The organism is Streptomyces sp. GL_141, from assembly GCF_057834385.1.
Genome location: NZ_CM174402.1, coordinates 1,898,632 through 1,922,307, shown reverse-complemented (window position 1 = coordinate 1,922,307; position 23,676 = coordinate 1,898,632). Strand labels below are relative to the sequence as shown.

Genomic DNA, 23,676 nt, shown 5'->3' with positions numbered 1-23,676 from the left:
TGCGGCACTCATGACCTGTATGGCCGCGGCAGGCGCGGCCACCCCGGCCATGGCCGACGCGGTGCCGGTGGGAGTCCCCCTGGACGCGGTGCGGACCACGCTGGGCGTGGACGTCCCGCACCTGGCCACCGGAGTGCCGGTGCCGGTGGTCGGAGCGCCCGAGGCGCCCCGCTTCCACAAGGGCGACATGCTGCCGACCCCACTGCTGCCGGCGGTGCCGATCGGCACCGAGCTCGGCGACACCCTCCTCACCTCCCCGGTGCCGAACCTGGCCGGAAAGCCGGAGACGGACGGCGAGGGCTCGCTGGACGCCCCCGCGACCACGATGCGCACCCGGACCCCGGGCCTGCTCGTCGGCTCCCCGCTGACCATGCCCGACGCGTCCAACCACGGGCTGCCGAACGTGACCGCCCCCGCGCTGGGCGTCATCGCCCCGGACCTCACCGGCACCCCGAAGGCCCTGCTCGGCCTGCGCTGAACCGGCGGGCCCGGCCCGCCGCCGGGATCCGGCGGTCCGAACCCGCTGAGCCGACGCCACGTCAAAAAGCCGCCCGGTCTGCGAACGTGTACGGCATGGGATTCCATGTCGATTCCGAGACCGGGCGGCTTCGCCGCGTCATCCTCCACCGGCCCGACCTGGAGCTGAAGAGGCTCACGCCGAGCAACAAGGACGCGCTGCTCTTCGACGACGTGCTGTGGGTGCGCCGGGCCCGCCAGGAGCACGACGGCTTCGCCGACGTCCTGCGCGACCGGGGCGTGGAGGTGCACCTCTTCGGTGACCTGCTGGTGGAGGCCCTGGACATCCCGGAGGCGAGACACCTCGTCCTGGACCGGGTCTTCGACGAGAAGGAGTACGGTCCGCTCGCCGCCGACCACCTGCGGGCGGTCTTCGACGGACTGCCCTCGGCGGACCTGGCAGAGGCGCTGATCGGCGGGATGACCAAGCGGGAGTTCCTGGCGCGGCACGCGGAGCCGGTGTCGGTCCGCTTCCACGCCCTGGAGCTGGACGGCTTCCTGCTGGGGCCGCTTCCGAACCACCTCTTCACCCGGGACACCTCCGCCTGGATCTACGACGGGGTGTCCATCAACGCGATGCGCTGGCCGGCCCGGCAGCGCGAGACCGTGCACTTCGAGGCCATCTACAAGCACCACCCGCTCTTCACCGGCTCCGGCCCCTTCCACACCTGGTCGCAGGGGCAGGCCGACTATCCCTCCACCATCGAGGGCGGCGACGTCCTGGTCATCGGCAACGGCGCCGTGCTGATCGGGATGAGCGAGCGGACCACCCCGCAGGCGGTGGAGATGCTGGCGCGCGGGCTGTTCGCCGCCGGGTCGGCGACGACGATCGTGGCGCTCGACATGCCCAAGCGGCGTGCGTTCATGCACCTGGACACGGTGATGACGATGGTCGACGCGGATACGTTCACGCAGTACGCGGGCCTGGGCATGCTGCGCTCCTACACGATCGAGCCCGGCGGCGGGCCGAGCGAGCTGAAGGTGACCGACCATCCGCCGGAGCACATGCACCGGGCCATCGCCGCCGCCCTCGGGCTGGACGCGATCCGGGTGCTCACGGCCACCCAGGACGTGCACGCCGCCGAGCGCGAGCAGTGGGACGACGGCTGCAACGTGCTGGCCGTGGAGCCGGGCGTGGTCGTCGCGTACGAGCGGAACGTCACGACCAACACCCACCTGCGCAAGCAGGGCATCGAGGTGATCGAGATCCCGGGCAGCGAGCTGGGGCGGGGGCGGGGCGGACCGCGCTGCATGAGCTGCCCGGTGGAGCGGGACGCGGTGACCTAGCCGGGCCGGGCCGGGCCAGGCCAGGCCGGGCCGGGCCGGCCCGGGGTGCGGGGCGGAGGCCGAGGGGCGGGTTCGTATGCGAACGCTCTGTATATCAATGCAGGCCGTCGTATAGACTTCCAGCATCCCCTGTCACCGTGACTCTGGAGCGCCCCCATGGCCACCGATCTTGTCGGCCGCAGTTTCCTCAAGGAGCTCGACTTCACCGCCGCCGAGTTCCGCGGCCTGGTCGAGCTCGCCGCCGAACTCAAGGCGGCCAAGAAGGCCGGGACCGAGCTGCGCCGCCTCCAGGGCAAGAACATCGCCCTGATCTTCGAGAAGACCTCCACGCGCACCCGCTGCGCCTTCGAGGTCGCGGCCGCCGATCAGGGCGCCCACACCACGTACCTCGACCCCTCCGGCTCCCAGATGGGCCACAAGGAATCGGTCAAGGACACGGCGCGGGTGCTGGGCCGGATGTTCGACGGCATCCAGTACCGGGGTGACGCGCAGGACACCGTCGAGCAGCTCGCCGCCCACTCCGGCGTGCCCGTCTTCAACGGCCTCACCGACGACTGGCACCCCACGCAGATGCTGGCCGACGTGCTCACGATGACCGAGCACTGCGCCAAGCCGCTGGAGCGGATCGCCTTCGCCTACCTCGGCGACGCCCGCTTCAACATGGGCAACTCCTACCTGGTGACCGGCGCACTGCTGGGCATGGACGTACGGATCGTGGCGCCGGAGCACTACTGGCCGGCCGCCCCCGTGGTGGCCGCGGCGCGCGAGCTGGCGGCTGCCAGCGGCGCCCGGATCACGCTCACCGAGGACCTCGCGGAGGGCGTCGGGCAGGCCGATTTCGTGGTGACCGACATCTGGGTGTCCATGGGGGAGCCCAAGGAGGTCTGGGACGAGCGGATCGAGGCGCTGAGCCCGTACGCCGTCACCATGGACGTGCTGCGCGCCACCGGGAACCCGGACGTGAAGTTCATGCACTGCCTGCCGGCGTTCCACGATCTCGGCACCAAGGTGTCCCGGGAGATCCACGAGCGGCACGGGCTGGAATCGCTGGAGGTGACGGACGAGGTGTTCGAGTCCGCGCACTCCGTCGTCTTCGACGAGGCCGAGAACCGGCTGCACACCATCAAGGCCGTGCTCGTCGCGACCCTCGCGGGGCCGGCCGCATAGTCATGCGCCGGAGCGCAGGCGCCGGGGTCCAGGTGCCCTAGCGGGCCGGCCGGGACGGCAGGGTGAACCACACGGCCTTGCCGTGCGGGGTGGCGCGGTGGCCGCAGGCCGAGCTCAGGGTCCGGATCAGCAGCAGGCCGCGGCCGTGCTCCTGCCAGGGGTCGGGATGGGCGTCGTCCGGGCCGGGGGCGGTCAGGTCGGCGGGGGGCTGCGGGTCCCCGTCGTGGACCTCGACCTGGCAGCCGTTCGCCAGGAGTTCCACGACGAGCTCGATGGGGGCGTCGCCGGGGGTGTGCTCCACGGCGTTGGCGACCAGTTCGGCGGTGAGCAGTTCGGCGGTGTCGCTGTCGGCGGGCGCGTCGATGTCGGCGAGGGCCGTACGGACGAGGGCGCGGGCGATGGGTACGGCCGCTGTCGTGTGCGGCAGGGTTATCCGCCAGGCGGAGGCGTCGGGCAAGGCAGGACCGTCCGTTCCGTGGGGTCGTGGGGTCGGGGGGGGGCGTGGGTGGAGGGGTGCGGGGGAAATCCTGTTTTCAACGATACGAAGTGGAAATGTCCTGCCGTAGGGCACCCCGACGTGATCGCAAGGGACGTCGGGCACATCGGCTCGGGACGTTCGGTGCGTGTGGCGCCCCGGGCGGGCCGCGGACGCACAGTTATCGCGCTTCCCTGACGACAGTCATGGACCGGTGATACCGTCGGGAGGGTGAGTCCCTTCCTCGGTTCCACACCCGCGACCGAACGCTGGAACCACCTCCGGGTGGACCTGCGCGACGGCGTCGCCACCGTCACCCTCGACCGCCCCGAGAAGCTCAACGCGCTCACTTTCGGCGCCTACGCCGACCTGCGCGACCTGCTCGCCGAACTGTCCAGGGAGCGGTCCGTACGCGCCCTCGTGCTCGGCGGCGAAGGGCGCGGCTTCTGCTCCGGAGGCGACGTCGACGAGATCATCGGCGCCACCCTCGCGATGGACACCGCCCAGCTCCTCGACTTCAACCGGATGACCGGACAGGTCGTGCGCGCCCTGCGCGAATGCCCCTTCCCCGTCATCGCAGCCGTCCACGGGGTCGCCGCCGGCGCCGGGGCCGTCATCGCGCTCGCCGCCGACTTCCGCATCGCCGACCCCACCGCCCGCTTCGCGTTCCTCTTCACCCGGGTCGGCCTCTCCGGCGGCGACATGGGTGCCGCGTACCTGCTGCCCCGCGTCGTCGGGCTCGGACACGCCACCCGGCTGCTGATGCTGGGGGAGCAGGTCAGGGCCCCGGAGGCCGAGCGGATCGGGCTGCTCAGCGAGGTCACCGAGGAGGGCAAGGCCTCCGTACGGGCGGCGGAGCTCGCCGCGCACCTCGCCGCCGGTCCGGCCCTCGCGTACGCGCAGACCAAGGCCCTGCTGACCGCCGAGCTGGACATGCCGCTCGCCGCCTCGGTGGAACTCGACGCGAACACCCAGGCGCTGCTGATGAACGGCGAGGACTACCGGGAGTTCCACGCGGCCTTCACCGGGAAGCGGCCGCCCCAGTGGAAGGGCCGGTAGTGCGATGAGTGCCGGTTCGATGAGCACCGGTTCGACGAGCACCGGCCGGGAGAGCGCCGCCCTGCGGGTCGCCGTGGTCGGCGGGGGCCCGGGCGGGCTGTACGCCGCCGCGCTGCTGGCCCGGCAGGGGCACGCGGTGGACGTGTGGGAGAAGAACGCCCCCGACGACACCTTCGGCTTCGGAGTGGTCCTCTCCGACGAGACGCTCGGCGGCATCGAAGCGGCCGACGCCGTGGTCTACGCGGCCCTGAGCGCCGAGTTCGTCCGCTGGGACGACATCGACATCGTGCACCGGGGCCGGCTGCTGACCTCCGGCGGCCACGGCTTCGCCGCGCTCGGGCGGCGCCGGCTCCTGGAGATCCTGCACGAGCGCTGCGCGGGCCTCGGGGTCCGGCTCCGCTTCCGCACCCCGGCCCCCGAGCCGCAGGCGCTCGCAGCCTCGTACGACCTGGTCGTCGCGGCCGACGGGGTGCACAGCCGGATCCGGGAGGCCGCGGCGGAGCACTACGGGCCCACGCTGACGGGCGGGCGGTGCCGGTACATCTGGCTGGCCGCCGACTTCCCCTTCGAGGCCTTCCGCTTCGAGATCGCGGAGACCGAGCACGGGGTGATGCAACTGCACGCCTACCCGTACTCGGCCGACTCCTCCACCGTGATCGTCGAGATGCGCGAAGAGGTCTGGCACGGCGCCGGCTTCGACCTCTGCGACGAGGCGGAATCCGCGGCGCGCTGCGCGAAGATCTTCGGCGAGGCCCTGCGGGGACGGCCGCTGCGCGGGAACGGCTCCACGTGGACGCGGTTCCGTACGGTGGTCAACGCGCGCTGGTCGCACGGCAACACGGTGCTCATCGGCGACGCCGCGCACACCGCGCACTTCTCGATCGGCTCCGGCACCAAACTGGCCGTGGAGGACGCGCTCGCGCTGGCCCGGGCGGTGGAGGCCGAGGCGGACGTCCCGGCCGCACTGGCCGCCTACGAGGCCGCACGCCGGCCGGCAGTGGCCTCCACCCAGCGGGCCGCGGCCGCCAGCATGCGGTGGTTCGAGGAGCTCGCCGGGTACGTGGAGCAGCCCGCCCGGCAGTTCGCCTTCAACCTCCTCACCCGCAGCCTGCGGGTCACCCACGGCAACCTGCGGCTGCGCGATCCGCGCTTCACGCGCGCGGTGGAGCGCGACTTCGGCTGCCCCCAGGCCCCCGAGGCCCCCGAGGGCGGCCCGGAGGAGCCGGGAACCCCGCCGATGTTCACCCCGTTCACCCTGCGGGGCCTGACCCTGCGCAACCGGGTCGTGGTCTCCCCGATGGACATGTACTCGGCCGACTCCGCAGACGGCGACGGCGTACCGGGCGACTTCCACCTGGTCCACCTCGGCGCGCGGGCCCTGGGCGGGGCAGCCCTGGTGATGACCGAGATGGTCTGCGTCAGCGCCGAAGGCCGGATCACCCCGGGCTGTACGGGCCTCTACACCGCCGGGCAGGCGGCCGCCTGGGCCCGGATCGCCGACTTCGTGCACACCGCGGCGCCCGGCACCGCGCTGGGCGTCCAGCTCGGCCACTCGGGCCGCAAGGGATCGACCCGGGTGATGTGGGAGGGCATGGACGCCCCGCTCCCCGAGGGGAACTGGCCCCTGGTGGCCGCCTCCGCACTGCCCTACCGCCCCGGAGTCTCGGCCGTGCCCCGGGAGATGGGCGCCGCCGACCTGGCCGCCGTCCGCTCCGAGTTCGCGGCCGCCGCCGTCCGGGCCGCGAGCAGCGGCTTCGACCTGCTCGAACTGCACTGCGCGCACGGCTACCTGCTCTCCGGGTTCCTCTCCCCGCTGACCAACCACCGCACCGACGCCTACGGCGGCCCGCTGGAGAACCGGCTCCGCTTCCCGCTGGAGGTCTTCGACGCGGTCCGCGCCGTCTGGCCCGCCGACCGGCCGATGACGGTCCGCCTCTCGGCCACCGACTGGGCGCCGGGCGGCACCTCGCCCGAGGAGGCGGTGGCCATCGCCCGAGCCTTCGCGGCGCACGGAGCGGACGCCATCGACGTCTCCACGGGCCAGGTGGTCGCGGAGGAGACCCCCGAGTACGGGCGCGCGTACCAGACCCCGTACGCTGACCGGATCCGCAACGCCCTGAACGTCCCGGTGATCGCGGTCGGGGCGATCTCCTCCTGGGACGACGTCAACTCCCTGCTGCTGGCGGGCCGGGCGGACCTCTGCGCGCTCGGCCGCCCCCACCTCTACGACCCGCACTGGACCCTGCACGCGGCCGCCGACCAGTCCTACACCGGCCCGGCCGCCCCCTGGCCCGCCCCCTACCGCGCGGGCAGCCGCAAGCCGCCGACGGGGCGGGGGTAGGGTCCCGCCCGCCTAGCGGTGCGGCCGCAGGGTCAGGCACTCGTGGCAGTGGCAGGGCTCCGGATGCGGCCAGTACGGCCCGGCGCCGGAGCGGAGCTCCCAGGCGCGGTACTCCATGAGCACCGCGTAATCCTCGGCGTCCTCCTTGTCGGAGAAGACCGAGCCCTCGGTGATCCGCAGCACGGTGGGAGACCGTACGAGCACGGGCCGGAAGCCGTGCAGGTGGCGGATGGCCAGGTACGCACAGCGGTACACGCGGCCGTGTCGTGGCCGGCCGACGACCTGGCAGCCCTCCCAGCCGCTCACCAGGTCGTGGACGTACACCTTCGCGCCGCCCTTGAACATCTTCGTGCCCGGGCGCTGGCCCTGGCCGCCCTCGCCGTAGCGGCGCCACAGGACCACGTTCGCGGCCAGCATCCAGCAGGGTTCGAGCGGTTCCACGTCGTCCGCGGGGGCGCTCATGCCAGCGCCACCTCCACCCGGTCCTCGACCGGCGTGTAGCCCAGCCGCTGGTAGACGCGGTTGCTGGTGGGGTTCGCCAGGTCGGTGAAGAGCAGCACCTCCGCGGCCCCGGCCGCGTGCGCCGCCTCGGTCGCGGCGTGGGTGGCCCCGGCGGCGTACCCGCGGCCGCGCAGCTCCGGCGGGGTGTAGACCGGGCCGATCCGGGTCACCGCGTCGATCGGGCGGAAGAAGCCGGCCAGCGAGACCGGGGTCCCGGCGTCCTCCCAGAGCAGCATGCCCCCGTACGAGAGCCGGTCGCGCAGGGCCGCCTCGGAGGCGCCGCCGCCCTCGCCGGACTCCTGCTTGAAGGCGGTGACCCACTCCAGGAGCAACGGCAGATCGGCCGCTCCGGCGGGGCGGGCCCGCCCCGCCGGAGCGGGGTCGGGGGCGATGAGTCCGGCGAGCCGGTAGAGGCGGTTCTCCTCCACGACCTCGGTCGGCTTCCCCCAGCAGTCGGCCAGCGCCCTCGCGTCCTCACGGCGGGCGTTGAGCGCGTCGACCCCGGCGAGCAGCGGCTCGGAGGCGAGCGCGGCCCCCAGCTCCCGGACGGCTCCGGCGGGCAGCGTGCCGATCAGCAGAGGGTGCGGAGGGCACTGGACGACGGCGCCCGCGACCAGTCCGTCGGCCCCGGTCCACCAGCCGAAGAGGGGCGGCTCGGACCCGAAGGCGTCCAGGCCCTGCCGCTCCAGCGCGTCGATGACCGTGACCAGCTGGGTGTGGGGGACGGGCTGCGCCGCCACGGCGGGGCGCACGGCGGCCAGCCAGGCCGCCAGATCAGGGGTGAAGGTCCACGTCATGGCCCATGATCGCCCGCGTCCGGCGCGCGGTACAGCCCCCTTTTTCCGGGCCGCCGGGCTCACGGCTCCACGAAGCCCGCCCCCAGGTCCCGCAGCCGCTCGTGCAGTTCCGCGAAGACCGCCGCCGAGCGGTCGCCCGGCCAGTCGGAGGGGAGCAGCTCGCGCGGCAGGCCCGGATCGGCGTACGGGAGCCGGCGCCAGGTGTCCAGGGCGAGCAGGTAGCCGCGGTAGGCGGCCTCCGGGGCGGGGTCGGCCGCGCCCGTCTGCAGGGCGCGCAGGGCGGGCTCGTGCAGGTCGAGGAACTCCTCGTGCTGCTTGGCCAGCGCCGCCAGGTCCCACCAGCGGGCCACCGACTCCGCGGTCGGCGCGAAGCCCAGGTGGGCGCCGCGGAAGAGCTCCACGTACCCCGTCAGGTGCAGCCGCTCCAGGGTGTGCCGGGTCTCCCCGTCCAGGTGGGCCGGCGCGATCCAGACGCCCGGGGCCACCGCGCCGAAGCCCAGCCCGGCCAGCCGGGAGCGCAGCAGGTGCCGCTTCGCCCGCTCCTGCTCCGGGACGGAGAAGACGGCCAGCAGCCACTCCCGGGACTCCGCCGGGCGGGCGGCCCCGTAGATCCGGCGGTCGCCGTCCTCCAGGAGCCGGCGCGCCTCCCCGGAGAGCTCGTACCCCGCCGCGCGGTCCCCGGTCCGTGCGGGCAGCAGGAAGCCGCGCCGCTTCAGCCGGGACACCGACGAGCGGACGGACGGAGCGTCCACGCCGGCCGCGCCCAGCAGGCGGACCAGCGCGGACACCGGGACCGGGCCGGAGAAGGCCCGCCCGTAGGCGCCGTAGAACGTGACGATCAGAGATCGCGGGGTGTGCTGCTCGACCACGGCTTCACTCTAAATGCTCTTCTTGATCGCGCAGCCGGAAGCGCTGCAGCTTGCCCGTCGCCGTCCGGGGCAGGGTGGGCAGGAAGACGAAGGTGCGCGGGCATTTGTGCGGGGCCAGCTCGGTCCGCATGAAGGTGCGCAGGGCGTCCTCGGTGAGGACCGCGCCCTCCCGGGGGACCGTGTACGCGACCACGATCTGCCCGCGCCGCTCGTCGGGGCGGCCGACCACGGCTGCCTCCAGCACGTCGGGATGGCGCAGCAGGGCCTCCTCGACCTCGGGTCCCGCGATGTTGTACCCCGCCGAGATGATCATGTCGTCGGCCCGGGCCACGTAGCGGAAGTAGCCCTCCGCGTCGCGGACGTAGGTGTCGCCCGTGAGGTTCCAGCCGTCCCGTACGTACTCGCCCTGCCGCGGGTCCGCCAGGTAGCGGCAGCCCACCGGCCCCCGCACGGCCAGCAGCCCCGGCACCTCGTCCGCGACCGGCAGCCCCGCCTCGTCCACCACCCGGGCCTGCCAGCCCGGTACCACGCGGCCGGTGGTACCGGGCCGGATGTCCTCGTCGGCCGCCGAGATGAAGATGTGCAGCAGCTCGGTGGCGCCGATCCCGTTGATGATCCGCAGGCCCGTGCGCTCGTACCAGGCCTGCCAGGTCGCGGCCGGCAGGTTCTCGCCCGCCGAGACGCAGCGGCGCAGCGCGGAGAGGTCGTAGGCGCCCGTGTCGTACGGGCCCAGCGTGTCCAGCATCGACCGGTACGCGGTGGGCGCGGTGAACAGCACCGACACCCGGTGCTCGGCCAGCGCGGGCAGCAGCCGGCGCGGGGAGCCGTCCGCGAGCAGCAGCGCCGAGGCGCCGGCCCGCAGCGGGAAGACCACCAGGCCGCCGAGGCCGAAGGTGAAGCCGAGCGGCGGACTGCCCGCGAAGACGTCCTCGGGGCGGGGGCGCAGCACCTCGCGGGAGAAGGTGTCGGCCACCGCGAGGAGATCGCGGTGGAAGTGCATGCAGCCCTTGGGGCGCCCGGTGGTGCCCGAGGTGAAGGCGATCAGCGCCACGTCGTCGGCGGAGGTCTCCACCGCCGGGAAGGGCTCCGGATGCCGCTCCATCAAGCGCAGCAGGTCGTCCGGGTCCGCGCCGCCGTAGGCGGTGATCCGCAGGCCCGGCACCCCCGCCTTGACCAGGTCGTCCACCACCTCCGCCTGGCACAGGGCGTGGCTCACCCGGGCCATCGCGCACACGGTGGCCAGCTCCTGCGCACGCTGCTGGGCCAGGACGGTGACGGCCACCGCGCCCGCCTTCATCACCGCGAGCCAGCACGCGGCGAGCCAGGGGCCGGTCGGGCCGCGCAGGAGCACGCGGTTGCCGGGGACCACGCCGAGATCGGTGGTGAGCACGTGCGCGAGCCGGTCCACGCGGGCGTGCAGCTCCCCGTACGTCCACACCGTGCCGTCCGCGCCGCGGAAGGCGGGGCGGTCGGGGCCCAGCCGGGCGATGGTGGCGTCCAGCAGCTCCACACCGCAGTTGAGCCGGTCGGGGTAGGCCAGCCCGGGGAGTTCGAAGAGGAGCTGCGGCCAGGCGTGCGCGGGCGGCAGGTGGTCGCGCGCGAAGGTGTCTCGGTGAGCGGAAGGCTTGAGCTCCAAGGCGGGTTCGCCCCCTTGCGACGGCCCGCGCCCCGGGTGGGGGCCGGACCCTGCGTATGGACTGTGGACCGAAGTGGAAGAGCCGGGCCGTGCGAACGCAGCACGAGCGTATCGTCATGGTGACGGGAGTCAACAGGACGCGATAGAGGCTGGGGCATACGGATGACCCGATTCACGGGATTCGCGCTCGGGGTGGACCAGGAGGAGTGGTGCGCGCGGCTGCGCGCACTGGCGGCGGAGCGGCTGCGGCCGCTGGCGGAGAAGGGGGAGCCGGGCCGGGTCAACCGGCCGCTGCTGGCCGCACTGGGCGAAGAGGGGTTGCTGAACCGGGTGTTCACCTCGGGCGCGCTGGAACTGTGCCTGCTGCGCGAATCCCTCGCCTACGGATGTACGGAGGCGGAGACGGCCCTCGCCCTCCAGGGACTGGGCGCGTACCCGGTGCTGCGCTCGGGCACCGACGCCCAGCGCGAGCGCTGGCTGCCCGGGGTCCGGGCCGGGCGCACGGTGGCGGCCTTCGCGCTGAGCGAGCCGGGGGCCGGATCGGACGCGGGGGCGCTGGCGCTCGAAGCGGTGGCCGACGGTGGCGGTGGCGGTGGCTGGCGGCTCAGCGGGGAGAAGTGCTGGATCTCCAACGCCCCCGAGGCCGATTTCTACACCGTCTTCGCCCGCACCGGCGAAGGCCCGGGAGCCAAGGGGGTCAGCGCCTTCCTGGTCCCGGCGGACCGGCCGGGGCTCTCGGGGGAGCCGCTCGACATGCTCTCCCCGCACCCGATCGGCGCGCTCGCCTTCGACGGGGTCCCGGTGGGCCCGGCCGACCTGCTGGGGGAGCCGGGCCGGGGCTTCCGGGTGGCCATGGACACCCTGAACCTCTTCCGCCCCAGCGTGGGCGCCTTCGCCGTCGGGATGGCCGGCGCCGCCCTGGACGCGACGGTGGCGCACACGGCCGTCCGAACCGCCTTCGGCGGGGTCCTGGGCGACCTGCAGGCCGTGGCGCACCGGGTGGCCGAGATGGCCACCCGGACCGAGGCGGCCCGGCTCCTCGTCTACGCGGCGGCGGAGGCCTACGACGCGGACGCGCGCTCCCCGCAGGTGCCGAGGCGGGCGGCCATGGCGAAGCTGCTGGCCACCGAGACGGCCCAGTACGTCGTCGACCACGCGGTACAGCTGCACGGGGCGGCCGCCCTGCGCCGGGGCCACCTGCTGGAACACCTGTACCGGGAGGTGCGGGCGCCGAGGATCTACGAGGGGGCGAGCGAGGTGCAGCGCACGATCATCGCCAAGGAGCTCTACCGGGAGGCGCGGGAGGTGCGGGAGTTGCGGGAGACCCAGGAGGCCCAGGCGATGCAGGGGACCCGGGAGGCGCGGGAGGTGGGGGAGGCGTGAGCCTGGAGCGGATCAACCCGGAGGAGCTGTCCCCGGCGACGGGCTTCTCGCACGCCGTCGTCGCGAGCGGGGGCCGGCTGGTGTTCCTGGCCGGGCAGACGGCGCTCGACGGCGCGGGGAAGGTGGTGGGAGCGACGCTGCCGCAGCAGTTCGAGCGGGCGCTGGCGAACCTGCTGGCCGCGCTGGCGGGGGCGGGCGGCTCGCCGGCCGATCTGGCCCGGGTCACCGTCTACGCCGTGGACGTGGCCGACTACCGGGACTGCGCCCCCGAACTGGGCCGGATCTGGCGGCGGTTGGCGGGCCGGGAGTATCCGGCGATGGCGGTCGTGGGCGTGGTCCGGCTGTGGGACGAGGCGGCGCTCGTCGAGCTGGACGGGCTGGCGGTGCTCCCGTAGCACTCCCGCGGGACTTTTCGCTGGTGAGCGCGGGTGCCGCGCGGGTGCCTTTGACAGTGGGCAGGGGAGGGGGGAGGGTGGAAATGGCTCATAGCGGAGTAATCCGCACCAAATCGACCCTTCATTCTCGGAGGTGTATGAGTATGCGCCGTGGGTTCGTTGCGGCAGCCGTGGCCGGGGCCGCCGGGATCACGCTCGGCCTGATGCCGGTCGGCAGCGCCTTTGCCTCGGGCCTGCCGCAGACGTACGACCGGTGTTCCAACTGGCGCGGCAGCGACTGGCGCGGGGACGACTGGTGGCGCTACTGCTGCGACACCTCGCGCGCGGACCGCCCCAGTTGGTGCTGGGACAACAACAACTGGGACGTCGACAGTTGGAACAGCAACTGGGACAACAGCAATGGGAACAACGACAACTGGCACGACAACAACCGGCACGACAACTGGAACGACAACGACGGCTGGAACCACGACCGCGACAACGGCAATTGGAACCACGACAACGGCAACAACTGGCGTGACGGCGACGGCGGCCGGAACGACGGCGGCTACCGCAACGGGAACAACTGGAACGACTGACCGAACGTGACTGGCCGAACGTGACTGGCCGAACGTGACTGGCCGAACGCCGGGGCGCGAGGCCCGGGTGCGGTGAACCGCGCCGGGGCCCGCTCCGCTTCGCGGCCCGCTACCGGCCGCCGTCCTCCAGCAGGTTCCCCATCCATTCCTCGATGCCCGCCACCGTGCGCGGCAGGGCGCCCGACATCAGGCGGGCGCCCTCGGCCGTGATCACCAGGTCGTCCTCGATGCGGACGCCGATGCCGCGCAGCTCCGGCGGGAGGGTCTCGTCGTCGGGCTGGAGGTAGAGCCCCGGCTCCACGGTGAGGACCTGGCCCTCTTCGAGGACCCCGTCCAGGTACGTGTCCGCGCGCGCCTGCGCGCAGTCGTGCACGTCGAGCCCGAGCATGTGCCCGCTGCTGCACAGGGTGTAGCGCCGGTGCAGATCGCCCTCGGCGTTCTTGAGCACCCCCCACTCCGCGAGCCCCTCCGCGATCACCCGCATCCCGGCCCGGTGGAAGTCGCGGAAGCTCGCGCCCGGCCGCAGCGCCGCCATGCCCGCGTCCTGTGCGGCCAGGACCAGTTCGTACACCTGCCGCTGGACGGGGGAGAACCGGCCCGACAGGGGGAGGGTGCGGGTGACGTCCGCCGTGTAGAGGCCGTCGGTCTCCACGCCCGCGTCCATCAGGAGCAGGTCGCTCGCGTTCAGCCGGCCGTCGTTGCGGATCCAGTGCAGCACGCAGGCGTGCGCGCCCGACGCGGCGATCGTCTCGTAGCCGGTGCCGTTGCCCTCGGCCCGGGCGCGGCGGTTGAAGACCCCCTCGATCCACCGCTCGCCGCGCGGGTGGGCCAGGGCGCGCGGGAGGTCCCGTACGACGTCCTCGAACCCGGCGGTGGTGTGGTCGACCGCGAGCTGCAGCTCGGCGACCTCCCAGGCGTCCTTGATCAGGCGCAGTTCGGAGAGGGCGACGGCGAGCTCCGGGTCCGCGGCGGCATTGCGCCCCGTCGGGGAGCCCAGCGCGTCCAGGTGGGCGCAGCGGATGCCGGAGAGCCGCTCCGCTTCCTCGAGGTCGGGGCGGCGGCCGACCCAGAACTCCCCGTAGCGGCGGTCGCGGTAGAACTCCTCGTTGCCCCCGCTGCGCGGTGAGCGCGGGCGGAGGTAGAGGACGGCCTCGTGTCCGTGCGGGCCGGCCGGCTCCAGGACCAGGACGTGGCCGACCTGGTCCTCGCCGGTGAGCCCGGTCAGCCAGGCGTACGCGCTGTGCGGGCGGAAGCGGTAGTCGCAGTCGTGGCTGCGGACCTTCAGCTCACCCGCGGGGATGATCAGCCGCTCGCCGGGGAAGCGGGCGGAGAGGCGTGCGCGGCGGGCGGGCGTGACGGCGTACGCGGGGACCCGCGCGGCGTCCGGCAGGGGGGAGGCCGCCCAGTCCGACGCCATGAAGCGGGACAACTCGGCTGATACCGGCAGGTCGTGGCTGCCGATGTTGAGCCCGGCGGTGGGGCGGGAGGGGGTGTCGGTCACAGGGGCTCCCTCAAGAAGATGCGAACTGGTGGGCGCACAGGTCTTGTCAGTGCAATTTCACATTACTATGTTACAGCTCACACCGCGCTGTGTTAGTCACCGTTAATCCCCGCCAAACGCCGCGTGAAGCAGGGCAGTTCCGCACTTTTCCCCCACCGCCCCTCCCAGCCAGGAGTTCTTGGTGTCCCAGCACAGAGTTGTGCGCACGTCCCTCCTCTCCGCCGCCGTCGCGGTCACCCTCCTCGCCACCGCGGGCCAGGCCGTGACCCAGGCCGCCGAGACCGGCGCCCGCGCCAACACGGCGGGTCCCGCCGCGCCCGGCACCTTCACCGGGGGCGCTGCGGGCGCCGAGGCCGGTGCGAACCCGTTCGACGAGGTCGAGCACCTCGCCGACGCGCAGCAGGCCGCCCCCGCGCCCGCCCCGGCCCCCGGCGGCCAGGTCCCGGGCGGCCAGGCCCTCGCCGAGGGCAAGGTACCCGGCGCCGTCACCGCGCCCGCTGCCGTGACCGCCACGAAGAGCGGCAGGCTCGCCGCCTCCGCCCAGGGAAGCACCGCCACCGGCGTCCCCTGCACCCTCGACGGGATCACCGGGCTCACCCCGGAGCAGTTCGCCGACTTCCTCGCCGACCCGGCCGTCACGGCGGCCAAGGGCGGCTGCCTCTCGGGCCTCATCTGGACCTGGGACGCCCGCCTGGCCCCCGTCATGTCGGACGCCCACGTGCAGGCCGTCTCCCGCCGGATATCCGGCCTGGCCGCCTCCCACGACGGCCTGGGCTCCTCCCACCTGGAGGAGATGTTCACCTACCTGCACGCCGTGGCCTACCACGACCACTCCCGCGCCGAGATCGACGTCACCGACGCCCCGACCGTCGACGCCATGCGCCAGGCCATCGCCGCCTTCGCGGGCGCCGCCCGCACCTTCGACGCCACCGGCTCCAACGCCCGCACCCTGCGCGAGGCCCTCTACGCCGGCAGCGCCCCCGGCCTGCGCCACCACCAGCTCGGCCTGATCAGGGACGTCCTGGCCACCATGGACCCGTCGCACACCGCGACGCACCTGGACACCGCCTGGGCGGGCGCGGCGCTCGCCGCCCTCTCCGTCAACTACCTCGGCGTGTACAACAACGACACCGCGTTCCACGCGGCGGCCGCCGCCGACGCCCCGTACCGCGCCACCTTCAAGAACTTCGCGACGTACGCCCACCTCAAGGGCACCGCGAACGCCTGGGTGGCGCGCGACGCCATCGCCGAGTTCGGCCGCTTCGGCCAGATCGCCGGGCTGAAGGATGCCGTCACCGCCGACCTCGGCGCGCTCCTCGCCCCGGCCCGGGCCGCCTTCGGCGACGGCAGCGAGCCGTGGGCCAAGGCCGTCTCCTGGCTCAACTTCTACCAGGCGTGCAAGCCGTACGGGGTGTGCAAGGAGGACATCGAGCGGGAGCTCTTCCCGAACACCTACACGTACGACAGCGGCGCCATCAAGGTCCGCACCGCCCTCGACCGGGCCACCGTCGACCAGCTCTACTACGCGAGCAAGCAGGTCAAGACCCAGTACCACCGGGTCGTGGGCGCCGACCAGCCGATCGCCGGGGACACCAACACCACCCTGAACATCGTGCTCTACGCCTCCCGCGCGGACTACGTGAACTACCACCCGGTCCTCACCGGCTACGGCACCAACAACGGCGGCATCTACATCGAGAACGGCGCCACCTTCTACACCTACCAGCGCCGCGTCCCGCAGGACTCCCAGCTCACCCTGGAAGAGCTCTTCCGCCACGAGTACGTGCACTACCTCAACGGCCGCTTCGCCGTCCCCGGCACCTTCGGCCAGGGCGCCTGGTACCAGGGCGACCGTACGACCGCCATGGACGAGGGCACCGCCGAGTTCTTCGACGGCGCCACCCGCGACAACGGCATCGCCGTGCGCAAGTCCCTGATCAAGAGCATCATCGCCGACACGGCCGGCGGCGGCCCGCGCATGTCGGTGGACCAGCTCCTGCACGCCACGTACGCCAACGACGGCTTCCGCTTCTACGGGTACTCGGGCGCCTTCTTCGAGTTCCTGTGGACCGAGCAGCCCTCGAAGCTGCGCGAGATGTACGGATACCTGCGCGCCGACAACCCGGCGGGCTTCGACGCCTGGCGCACCCGGATGGGCCGCGACGCGGCCGTCCAGAGCGGCTACGACCGGTTCCTGGACGCCCAGATCGCCAAGGTCGACCAGCTGTACGTGCCGAACACCGCCTTCACCCCGAACGCGCAGCTGCGCGACGCGGTGCTCGCGGACGTGAAGTCCAGCTTCGCGACGGCCACGTACAACACGCCGGACTGCGTGGAGAACGGCGAGCCGGGCAAGCGCCGGTTCACCTGTACCGGCAGGATCACGGCGAACCTGAAGGACTGGCGCAGCGACGACCAGAACTTCAAGGACATGTCCGAGACGGTCGACTACTTCATCCTCGACCGGGCGGGCGCGGCCTCGAACAACCTGGCCGACATGAACTGTTCCTTCGGTGCGCTGGACATCTGGAGCAACCGGGTTGCGGGGACGTCGAGTTACAGCTGCGAGGGGCCGCTGCGCGGCTGAGATCGGGCCTCCCGGGCCGGGCTCGGGCTTGGCTCGGGTCCGGCCTGGAGTCGGCTTGGGCCGGGCTCGGGTCGGGCTCGGGTCGGGTTTGGAATCGGCTTGGGTTCGGCTTGGATCCAGCCCTGTCCACCTCTAGAGATATGTGACATATTACTGTCGTGCCCAAGAGACACCCCCTGGACCTCGTGATCATCGGCGCCGGCGTCGTCGGAGCCGCGTGCGCGTACTACGCGGCGCGCGCCGGACTGAGCGTGGCCGTCGTCGACCGCGGCCCGGTCGCCGGCGGCACCACCGGCGCCGGCGAAGGCAACCTCCTCGTCTCCGACAAGGAGGCGGGCCCCGAGCTGGACCTCGCGCTGCTCTCGGCGCGGCTCTGGCGCGAACTCGCGCTAGAACTCCCGGGGGAGATCGAGTACGAGGCCAAGGGCGGCCTGGTCGTCGCCGCGGACGAGGCCACCGTGAAGGCCCTGCGGGGCTTCGCGGACGGCCAGCGCGCGGCCGGCGTCGACGCGGTCGAGGTGGGCCCGGGAGAGCTGCGCGAACTGGAGCCCCACCTCGCCCCGGACCTGGCGGGCGGCTTCCACTACCCGCAGGACGCCCAGGTCCAGCCGGCCCAGGCGGCGGCGCAGCTGCTGGCCGCGGCGCCCGGTGTCGTGGTCCACCTCGGTGAGGAGGTCACGGAGTTCCTCCGGGGCCCGGCGGGCGAACTCCGCGGAGTCCGTACGGCCCGCCGCGACCTCCTCGCCCCGGCGGTGCTCAACGCGGCCGGAACCTGGGGCGGGGCGGTGGCCGAGCTGGCCGGAGTCGGCCTTCCGGTGCTGCCCCGGCGGGGGTTCGTCCTGGTGACGGAGCCGCTGCCGCGGGTGGTGCGGCACAAGGTCTACGCCGCGGACTACATCGCGGACGTCGCGAGCGGGTCGGCGGCGCTGCAGTCCTCGGCGGTGGTCGAGGGCACCCCGGCGGGGCCGGTGCTGATCGGCGCCACCCGCGAACGGGTCGGCTTCGACCGGTCGCTGTCCACGGAGGCGCTGCGGCGGCTGGCGGCGCAGGCCGCGGCGCTCTTTCCGGTCCTGGCCGATGTGCGGGTCCTGCGCACGTATCACGGCTTCCGGCCGTACCTGCCGGATCACCTCCCGGCGATCGGGGCGGATTCCCGGGTTCCGGGGCTGTTTCACGCCTGTGGGCACGAGGGGGCGGGTATCGGGCTGGCTCCGGCTACGGGGGTGCTCATCGCTGCGGCGCTGACGGGGGTGGACCCCGTCATGGACCCGGGGGCCTTCGCTCCGGGGCGCTTTGCGGAGTCCGCGGGATGACTTTGGGTGCGGCGCCGTTGCCGGGGACCAGTCCCCGGGCCCCTGCGCCTCAAACGCCGGCGGGGCTGGGTGGGGTGTCGGCCTGGACTGCATGATTTGGGCGCCCTGCGCCCGACTTCGACAGGGCGCGGCGTGTTCCCGCGCCACACATCACGCTTTACGTCCCGGCCGACACCCCACCCCACCCCCGTCCCCGACCGGGCGCAGCCAATTCAGCCGTCCGGTGTTTGAGGACCGGGTCCGGGTCGGCCCGGGGAACGGTGGAAGGGTGGGGCGGGGACGGCCCCGCAGGGGACAGCAACCGCGGTGCGGGAACGTGCCGAGTCAGAGGAACGAGGAGGACGGAAGCGATGAGCGAAGCTACGAGGGGGCGGCGAAGGTCGCCCCGCGACCTGGTGGGCGGCACCCCCGCGGAAACCTGGAGCCTCCGCTTCGACGACCGCGAACTGTCGGCCCAGTCCGGCCAGAGCGTCGCCGCCGTCCTGTGGTCCGCCGGCATCCTCGCCTGGCGCACCACCCGCGGAACCGGCGCCCCCCGCGGAGCGTTCTGCGGGATCGGGAGCTGCTACGACTGCCTCGTCACCGTCAACGGCCGCCCGAACCAGCGCGCGTGCCTCGTCCCCGCCCGCCCGGGCGACCACGTCACCAGCCAGGAAGGGACCGGCCATGACGACCTCGCCGTCTGACCTCGCCATCGTCGGCGCCGGCCCCGCCGGCCTCGCCGCCGCGGTCGCGGCCGCCGGTCTGGGGTTGCGCGTCACCCTGCTGGATGCGGGGGAGCGGCCCGGCGGGCAGTACTTCCGCCACCCCGCGCCCGGCCTCGGTGCGGCCCGCCCCGAGGCCCTGCACCACGGGTGGTCCGACTTCGCCTCGCGCGAAGCCGCGTTGCGGGCCCATGTGTCGGCCGGGCAGATCACGTACCTGCCCCAGCACCACGTCTGGACGGTGACCCCGGATCCCGTGGGCCCCGGCTGGACCCTGCACGCCGTCGCCGGGGACGAGGAGGCCGCCGCCACGGTCCGGGCCCGTGCCGTCCTGCTCGCCACCGGTGCCTACGAGCGCCAGCTCCCCTTCCCCGGCTGGACCCTGCCCGGGGTCGTCGGGGCCGGCGGGGCGCAGGCCATGCTCAAGGGCGGGCTCGTGCTGCCGGGCGGCCGGGTCGTCGTCGCCGGGAGCGGGCCGCTGCTGCTCGCCGTGGCCGGCTCGCTGGCCTCCGCCGGAGCCCGGGTGCCCGTGGTCGTGGAGGCCGCCGCGTACAGCGGCTACGCAGCTCATGTCCCCGCGCTGCTCCGCAACCCCGGGAAGCTCGCCGAAGGCGCCACGTACGGCGGGGCCCTGCTCCGCCACGGGGTGCGCCTGCTCACCCGGCACGCCGTCACCGAGGCGCACGGCACCGACCGGGTCGAGGCCGTCACCGTGGCCCGCCTCGACCGGGACTGGCGCCCGGTCCCCGGTACCGGCCGCCGCATCCCCTGCGACGCCGTGGCCGTCGGCCACGGGCTGGTGCCCCAGCTGGAGCTGGCCACCGGTCTCGGCTGCGCGACCCGCCCGAGCCCGGACGCCACCGTCGCCCTGGAACTGGACGCCGAGCAGCGCACCTCCGTCCCCGGGATCTGGTCCGCCGGGGAGACCGGCGGCATCGGCGGAGCCCAGTTGGCCCTGGCCGAAGGGGAGATCGCCGCCCACTCGGTCGCGGGCCGGCCGGTTCCGGCGCGCCTGGTCCGTACCCGTACGAGGCTGCGCGCCTTCGCCGCCGCGATGGCCGGCGCGCACCGGCCGGGCCCCGGCTGGACCGGCTGGCTGCGCGAGGACACCGACGTGTGCCGCTGCGAGGAGGTCCCGGCGGGCCGGATCCGGGAGGCCGTCGAGGACCTGGGTGCGCGGGACGCCCGTACGGTCAAACTCCTCACCCGGGCCGGGATGGGCTGGTGCCAGGGCCGGATGTGCGTGCCGGCCGTAGCGGCCCTTGCCGGGGCCGATCCCGCCCCCGACCGCAGGCCGCTGTCCTGCCCGGTTCCTCTCCGGCACCTCGCCGCGCTTCCCCCCGAACTTCCCTGACGGGAACGCCGACAGGGTGGCCGCGCCTCTTGTGGCCACGTCACACCCACTAGTAAAATGTCACACATCACTCTAGGGAGCATCCTCATGACCCACGCGCACACCCCCGCGCCCGCCGGTACGGACACCCGCACCCGCCCCTGGCACGGCATCATGGTCGCCACCACCCTGCCCCTGCGGGAAGACCTGAGCGTCGACCACGACGCCTACGCCGAACACGTGGCCTGGCTGATCGCCAACGGCTGCGACGGTGTCGTCCCCAACGGCTCCCTCGGCGAGTACCAGACCCTCACCGACGAGGAGCGCGCCGCCGTCGTCCGTACCGCCGTCGAGGCCGCCGGCGACGGCGCCCGCGTGATGCCCGGAGTCGCCGCCTACGGCAGCGCCGAATCCCGCCGCTGGGCCGAGCAGGCCGCCGAGGCCGGCTGCGGATCCGTGCTCCTGCTGCCGCCGAACGCCTTCCGGGCCGACGCGGACACCGTGCGCGCCCACTATGCCGATGTCGCCCGCGTCGGCGTCCCCGTGGTCGCGTACAACAACCCCATCGACACCAAGGTGGACCTCGTCCCCTCCCTGCTCGCCCGGCTGCACGCCGACGGCTCGATCGTCGCCGTCAAGGAGTTCAGCGGGGACGTGCGGCGCGCCTACGAGATCGCCGAGCTCGCCCCGGGGCTGGATCTGCTGATCGGCGCCGACGACGTGCTGCTCGAACTGGCCCTGGCCGGCGCCGTCGGCTGGATCGCCGGATACCCCAACGCCCTCCCGCAGGCCTGCGCCACCCTCTACCGCGCCGCCGTCGCGGGAGACCTGGACACCGCCCTGCCGCTCTACAAGTCCCTGCACTCGCTGCTGCGCTGGGACTCCAAGACCGAGTTCGTCCAGGCCATCAAGCTCTCCATGGACCTGGCCGGACGCCCGGGCGGCCCCACCCGCCCGCCCCGCTTCCCGCTCACCGGCGAGATCGAGGCCGGCGTCCGCGCCGCCACCGAGAAGGCGCTCGCCGAGGGCCTCAACTAACCCAGTCCGAGAGTCGAGAAGTCCGAGGGGGACTTGATGCGCACCCGAAACGTCTACCACGCGGTGGACTCGCACACCGAGGGCATGCCCACCCGGGTGATCACCGGGGGAGTCGGGGTCATCCCCGGCGCCACCATGGCCGACAAGCGGCTCCACTTCATCGAGCACCTGGACCACATCCGGACCCTGCTCATGTACGAGCCGCGCGGCCACTCCGCGATGAGCGGCGCCATCCTGCAGCCCCCGACCCGCCCCGACGCCGACTTCGGCGTCCTCTACATCGAGGTGTCGGGCCTGCTCCCCATGTGCGGGCACGGCACCATCGGGGTCGCCACCGTCCTGGTGGAGACGGGCATGGTGCCCGTCGTCGAACCGGTCACCACCGTCCGGCTCGACACCCCGGCCGGGCTCGTCAGCGTCGACGTCCGGGTCGAGGACGGGGCGGCCACCGCCGTCACCTTCACCAACGTCCCGGCGTTCTGCGTCGGCCTCGACCTCAAGGCCGAGGTCCCCGGATACGGCACGGTCACCTATGACCTCGCCTACGGGGGCAACTTCTACGCCTTCGTCGAACTCGACGCCCTCGGGCTCCCCTTCGACCGGGAGCGCGGGGACGACCTGATCGCCGCCGGCCTGGCCGTCATGGAGGCCATCAACGCCTCCGCGGACCGGCCCGTCCACCCCGAGAACCCCTCCATCGCCGGGGTCAAGCACGTCTACCTCGCCGCCCCCGGCTCCGACGCAAGCCGCTCCCGGCACGCGATGGCCATCCACCCCGGCTGGTTCGACCGCTCGCCCTGCGGTACGGGAACCAGCGCGCGCATGGCACAGCTGCACGCCCGCGGACTCCTGCCCCTGGACACGGACTTCGTCAACGAGTCCTTCATCGGCACCGAGTTCACCGGCCGCCTCGTCGGCGAGATCACGGTGGGCGGCCTGCCGGCCCTGGTGCCCACCATCACCGGACGGGCCTGGATCACCGGCACCGCCCAGTACTTCCTCGACCCGTCCGACCCGTTCCCCGGAGGGTTCCTGTTTTGAGTCCTCCCCGCCCTGAGGGCCGAGGATTCCTGGCTCACGCAGCCTGACGGCCCGGCGGGCCGTCAGGCCTTCCACGATCGGCACCAGCCGGGTTGAGACCAGCCCGGACCAGCATGACGTGTGCGGAGTTCTTGTCCCTGGGGGACACGGCTCCACACGCGGTGCAGGTGTAGGTACGTTCTGAGAGAGGTAGTGCGTGCTTGGTTCTCGCTCCGCACTGCGCACAGTCCATGGTGGTGTGCGCGGGGTGGAAGTCCTCCACCGCGAGAGCGTCGTGGTCGCGGACGACGGTCTTGGCCCACTTGCGGGCGGCGTCCTGGCGTTGCCGGGCCACCTGCTTCTGCAGCTTCGCCGTCAGCCTTTTCGCCGTCCGGTAGCCCTTCGATCCGGGCCTGCCCTTCGCCGGTTTCCGGCGGGCCGTCATCCGCTGATAGCGGGCGAGCCCGGCGGCGGCCTTCCGCCCGTGCCCGGCATGGGGGAGGTCGTAGGCGTCACTGGTGGTAGTCGCGGTTTCCTTCACACCCCAGTCGATCCCGATCACCGCGCCCATCTCTGGGAGGGGCTGGGATTCGACCGAGACGACGAAGGACGCGTACCAGTGCCCAAGGCTGTCGCGGTAGATCCGTACCGACGACGGGGCCGCCGGAAGGTCGCGGGACCACACCACGGTCAGGCTGAATCCGCCCGCGAGGTACAGGCGGCCGTCCTTGATCCGGAAACCGCGGCGGGTGTAGTCGAGCGTCGGAGCAGCTTCGGCTCTCTTCTTGTACCTGGGCATTCCGGCCCGTTGCCGCATCGACAACCGGGCCTTGACGTCCTTCAACGCTTTGGCGCGGGCCTTCCCGAAGTCCCGTACCAACTGCTGCTGCGGCACGCTGCTGCCAGCACCCAACCAGGGGTTCCGGTTGCGAGCTTCCGTGAGCATCTTGTCCAGCCTGGCCGGCCCGCACCCCTCGTCCTCGGCATGAGCTTTCTTCGACCGGGCGCAGCATTCGTTCCAGATCCACCGGCACCGGTCCCACTCACCCAGCAGTTCGGCGAGCGCGGTGGACGACATGCGAAGCCGGTAGGTGAACCGGGCAGGCCCGGCACGCTCCGTCGCCTGAGAAGCCGTCATGCGATCAACCTAGACCGGACCACTGACAATGCCAGAAA

Annotated in this window: 21 protein-coding genes; 14 read left to right on the top strand and 7 right to left on the bottom strand. The window is 73.1% G+C overall.

The window, feature by feature from the left end; translation table 11 throughout:
- The first annotated feature begins 10 nt into the window (after positions 1-10).
- From AC3IX6_RS08160 to argF, 3 genes are all read left to right on the top strand, one after another.
- Positions 11-478: a hypothetical protein gene (locus AC3IX6_RS08160; RefSeq protein WP_489369567.1), complete on the top strand. Its 468-nt coding sequence runs from the start codon at positions 11-13 to the stop codon at positions 476-478.
- A 95-nt stretch (positions 479-573) separates the two neighbouring features.
- Positions 574-1,803, top strand: a complete 1,230-nt coding sequence (locus tag AC3IX6_RS08155; protein ID WP_489369566.1) for an arginine deiminase — start codon at positions 574-576, stop codon at positions 1,801-1,803.
- A gap of 156 nt (positions 1,804-1,959) precedes the next feature.
- The gene (argF, locus tag AC3IX6_RS08150) at positions 1,960-2,970 is read left to right on the top strand and encodes an ornithine carbamoyltransferase (RefSeq protein WP_489369565.1); all 1,011 of its coding nucleotides are present in this window, start codon (positions 1,960-1,962) and stop codon (positions 2,968-2,970) included.
- Positions 2,971-3,007: 37 nt separating this feature from the next.
- Here the strand turns inward: argF and AC3IX6_RS08145 are convergent, their stop codons facing one another.
- On the bottom strand, positions 3,008-3,427 hold the full coding sequence (locus AC3IX6_RS08145) for an ATP-binding protein (protein ID WP_489369564.1): 420 nt from the start codon (positions 3,425-3,427) through the stop codon (positions 3,008-3,010).
- Between the two features lie 249 nt (positions 3,428-3,676).
- On the opposite strand from AC3IX6_RS08145, the gene AC3IX6_RS08140 reads away from it, so the two are divergent.
- Together AC3IX6_RS08140 and AC3IX6_RS08135 are read left to right on the top strand one after the other, a co-directional pair.
- Entirely contained in the window at positions 3,677-4,504 is an 828-nt protein-coding gene (locus tag AC3IX6_RS08140) for an enoyl-CoA hydratase family protein (RefSeq protein WP_489369563.1), read from the top strand.
- Positions 4,505-4,523: 19 nt separating this feature from the next.
- A complete protein-coding gene (locus AC3IX6_RS08135) occupies positions 4,524-6,845 on the top strand; it encodes a bifunctional salicylyl-CoA 5-hydroxylase/oxidoreductase (RefSeq protein WP_489369562.1) in 2,322 nt (773 codons plus the stop codon).
- A 12-nt stretch (positions 6,846-6,857) separates the two neighbouring features.
- Here the strand turns inward: AC3IX6_RS08135 and AC3IX6_RS08130 are convergent, their stop codons facing one another.
- The 4 genes from AC3IX6_RS08130 to AC3IX6_RS08115 are packed head-to-tail and all read right to left on the bottom strand — an operon-like array spanning position 6,858 to position 10,648.
- Positions 6,858-7,307: a hypothetical protein gene (locus AC3IX6_RS08130; protein ID WP_489369561.1), complete on the bottom strand. Its 450-nt coding sequence runs from the start codon at positions 7,305-7,307 to the stop codon at positions 6,858-6,860.
- Positions 7,304-8,143, bottom strand: a complete 840-nt coding sequence (locus tag AC3IX6_RS08125; RefSeq protein ID WP_489369560.1) for a GNAT family N-acetyltransferase — start codon at positions 8,141-8,143, stop codon at positions 7,304-7,306. Before AC3IX6_RS08125 ends, AC3IX6_RS08130 begins: the two co-directional genes overlap by 4 nt.
- Positions 8,144-8,202: 59 nt before the next feature.
- Positions 8,203-9,012: a PaaX family transcriptional regulator gene (locus AC3IX6_RS08120; RefSeq protein WP_489369559.1), complete on the bottom strand. Its 810-nt coding sequence runs from the start codon at positions 9,010-9,012 to the stop codon at positions 8,203-8,205.
- Positions 9,013-9,016: 4 nt separating this feature from the next.
- Positions 9,017-10,648: an AMP-binding protein gene (locus tag AC3IX6_RS08115; RefSeq protein ID WP_489369558.1), complete on the bottom strand. Its 1,632-nt coding sequence runs from the start codon at positions 10,646-10,648 to the stop codon at positions 9,017-9,019.
- 162 nt (positions 10,649-10,810) lie between these two features.
- Here AC3IX6_RS08115 and AC3IX6_RS08110 point away from each other — a divergent pair, with 162 nt between their 5' ends.
- The 3 genes from AC3IX6_RS08110 to AC3IX6_RS08100 all read left to right on the top strand — a co-directional run bounded on the left by AC3IX6_RS08110 (position 10,811) and on the right by AC3IX6_RS08100 (position 13,004).
- Positions 10,811-12,031: an acyl-CoA dehydrogenase family protein gene (locus AC3IX6_RS08110; RefSeq protein ID WP_489369557.1), complete on the top strand. Its 1,221-nt coding sequence runs from the start codon at positions 10,811-10,813 to the stop codon at positions 12,029-12,031.
- Positions 12,028-12,426 (top strand): RidA family protein, encoded by a 399-nt coding sequence (locus AC3IX6_RS08105; protein ID WP_489369556.1) that lies wholly within the window; start codon positions 12,028-12,030, stop codon positions 12,424-12,426. The genes AC3IX6_RS08110 and AC3IX6_RS08105 overlap by 4 nt, the downstream gene beginning before the upstream one ends.
- 143 nt (positions 12,427-12,569) lie before the next feature.
- Positions 12,570-13,004, top strand: a complete 435-nt coding sequence (locus tag AC3IX6_RS08100) for a hypothetical protein (protein WP_489369555.1) — start codon at positions 12,570-12,572, stop codon at positions 13,002-13,004.
- Positions 13,005-13,113: 109 nt separating this feature from the next.
- On the opposite strand, the gene AC3IX6_RS08095 is transcribed toward AC3IX6_RS08100, so the two are convergent.
- A complete protein-coding gene (locus tag AC3IX6_RS08095; RefSeq protein WP_489369554.1) occupies positions 13,114-14,505 on the bottom strand; it encodes an aminopeptidase P family protein in 1,392 nt (463 codons plus the stop codon).
- A gap of 181 nt (positions 14,506-14,686) precedes the next feature.
- Between AC3IX6_RS08095 and AC3IX6_RS08090 the strand changes: the two genes are divergently transcribed.
- From AC3IX6_RS08090 to AC3IX6_RS08065, 6 genes are all read left to right on the top strand, one after another.
- Positions 14,687-17,092 (top strand): collagenase, encoded by a 2,406-nt coding sequence (locus AC3IX6_RS08090; protein WP_489369553.1) that lies wholly within the window; start codon positions 14,687-14,689, stop codon positions 17,090-17,092.
- A gap of 158 nt (positions 17,093-17,250) precedes the next feature.
- Complete coding sequence (locus tag AC3IX6_RS08085) at positions 17,251-18,405, top strand: NAD(P)/FAD-dependent oxidoreductase (RefSeq protein WP_489369552.1); 1,155 nt, start codon at positions 17,251-17,253, stop codon at positions 18,403-18,405.
- 350 nt (positions 18,406-18,755) lie between these two features.
- Complete coding sequence (locus AC3IX6_RS08080) at positions 18,756-19,091, top strand: (2Fe-2S)-binding protein (protein WP_489369551.1); 336 nt, start codon at positions 18,756-18,758, stop codon at positions 19,089-19,091.
- Complete coding sequence (locus tag AC3IX6_RS08075; protein ID WP_489369550.1) at positions 19,072-20,463, top strand: FAD/NAD(P)-dependent oxidoreductase; 1,392 nt, start codon at positions 19,072-19,074, stop codon at positions 20,461-20,463. Before AC3IX6_RS08080 ends, AC3IX6_RS08075 begins: the two co-directional genes overlap by 20 nt.
- Before the next feature lie 87 nt (positions 20,464-20,550).
- Positions 20,551-21,480, top strand: coding sequence for a dihydrodipicolinate synthase family protein (locus tag AC3IX6_RS08070; protein ID WP_489369549.1), 930 nt, complete (start codon positions 20,551-20,553; stop codon positions 21,478-21,480).
- Between the two features lie 36 nt (positions 21,481-21,516).
- Positions 21,517-22,521 (top strand): proline racemase family protein, encoded by a 1,005-nt coding sequence (locus AC3IX6_RS08065; protein ID WP_489369548.1) that lies wholly within the window; start codon positions 21,517-21,519, stop codon positions 22,519-22,521.
- Between the two features lie 34 nt (positions 22,522-22,555).
- Here AC3IX6_RS08065 and AC3IX6_RS08060 read toward each other — a convergent pair whose 3' ends face one another.
- A complete protein-coding gene (locus AC3IX6_RS08060; RefSeq protein WP_489369547.1) occupies positions 22,556-23,638 on the bottom strand; it encodes an RNA-guided endonuclease InsQ/TnpB family protein in 1,083 nt (360 codons plus the stop codon).
- Between the last annotated feature and the right edge of the window lie 38 nt (positions 23,639-23,676).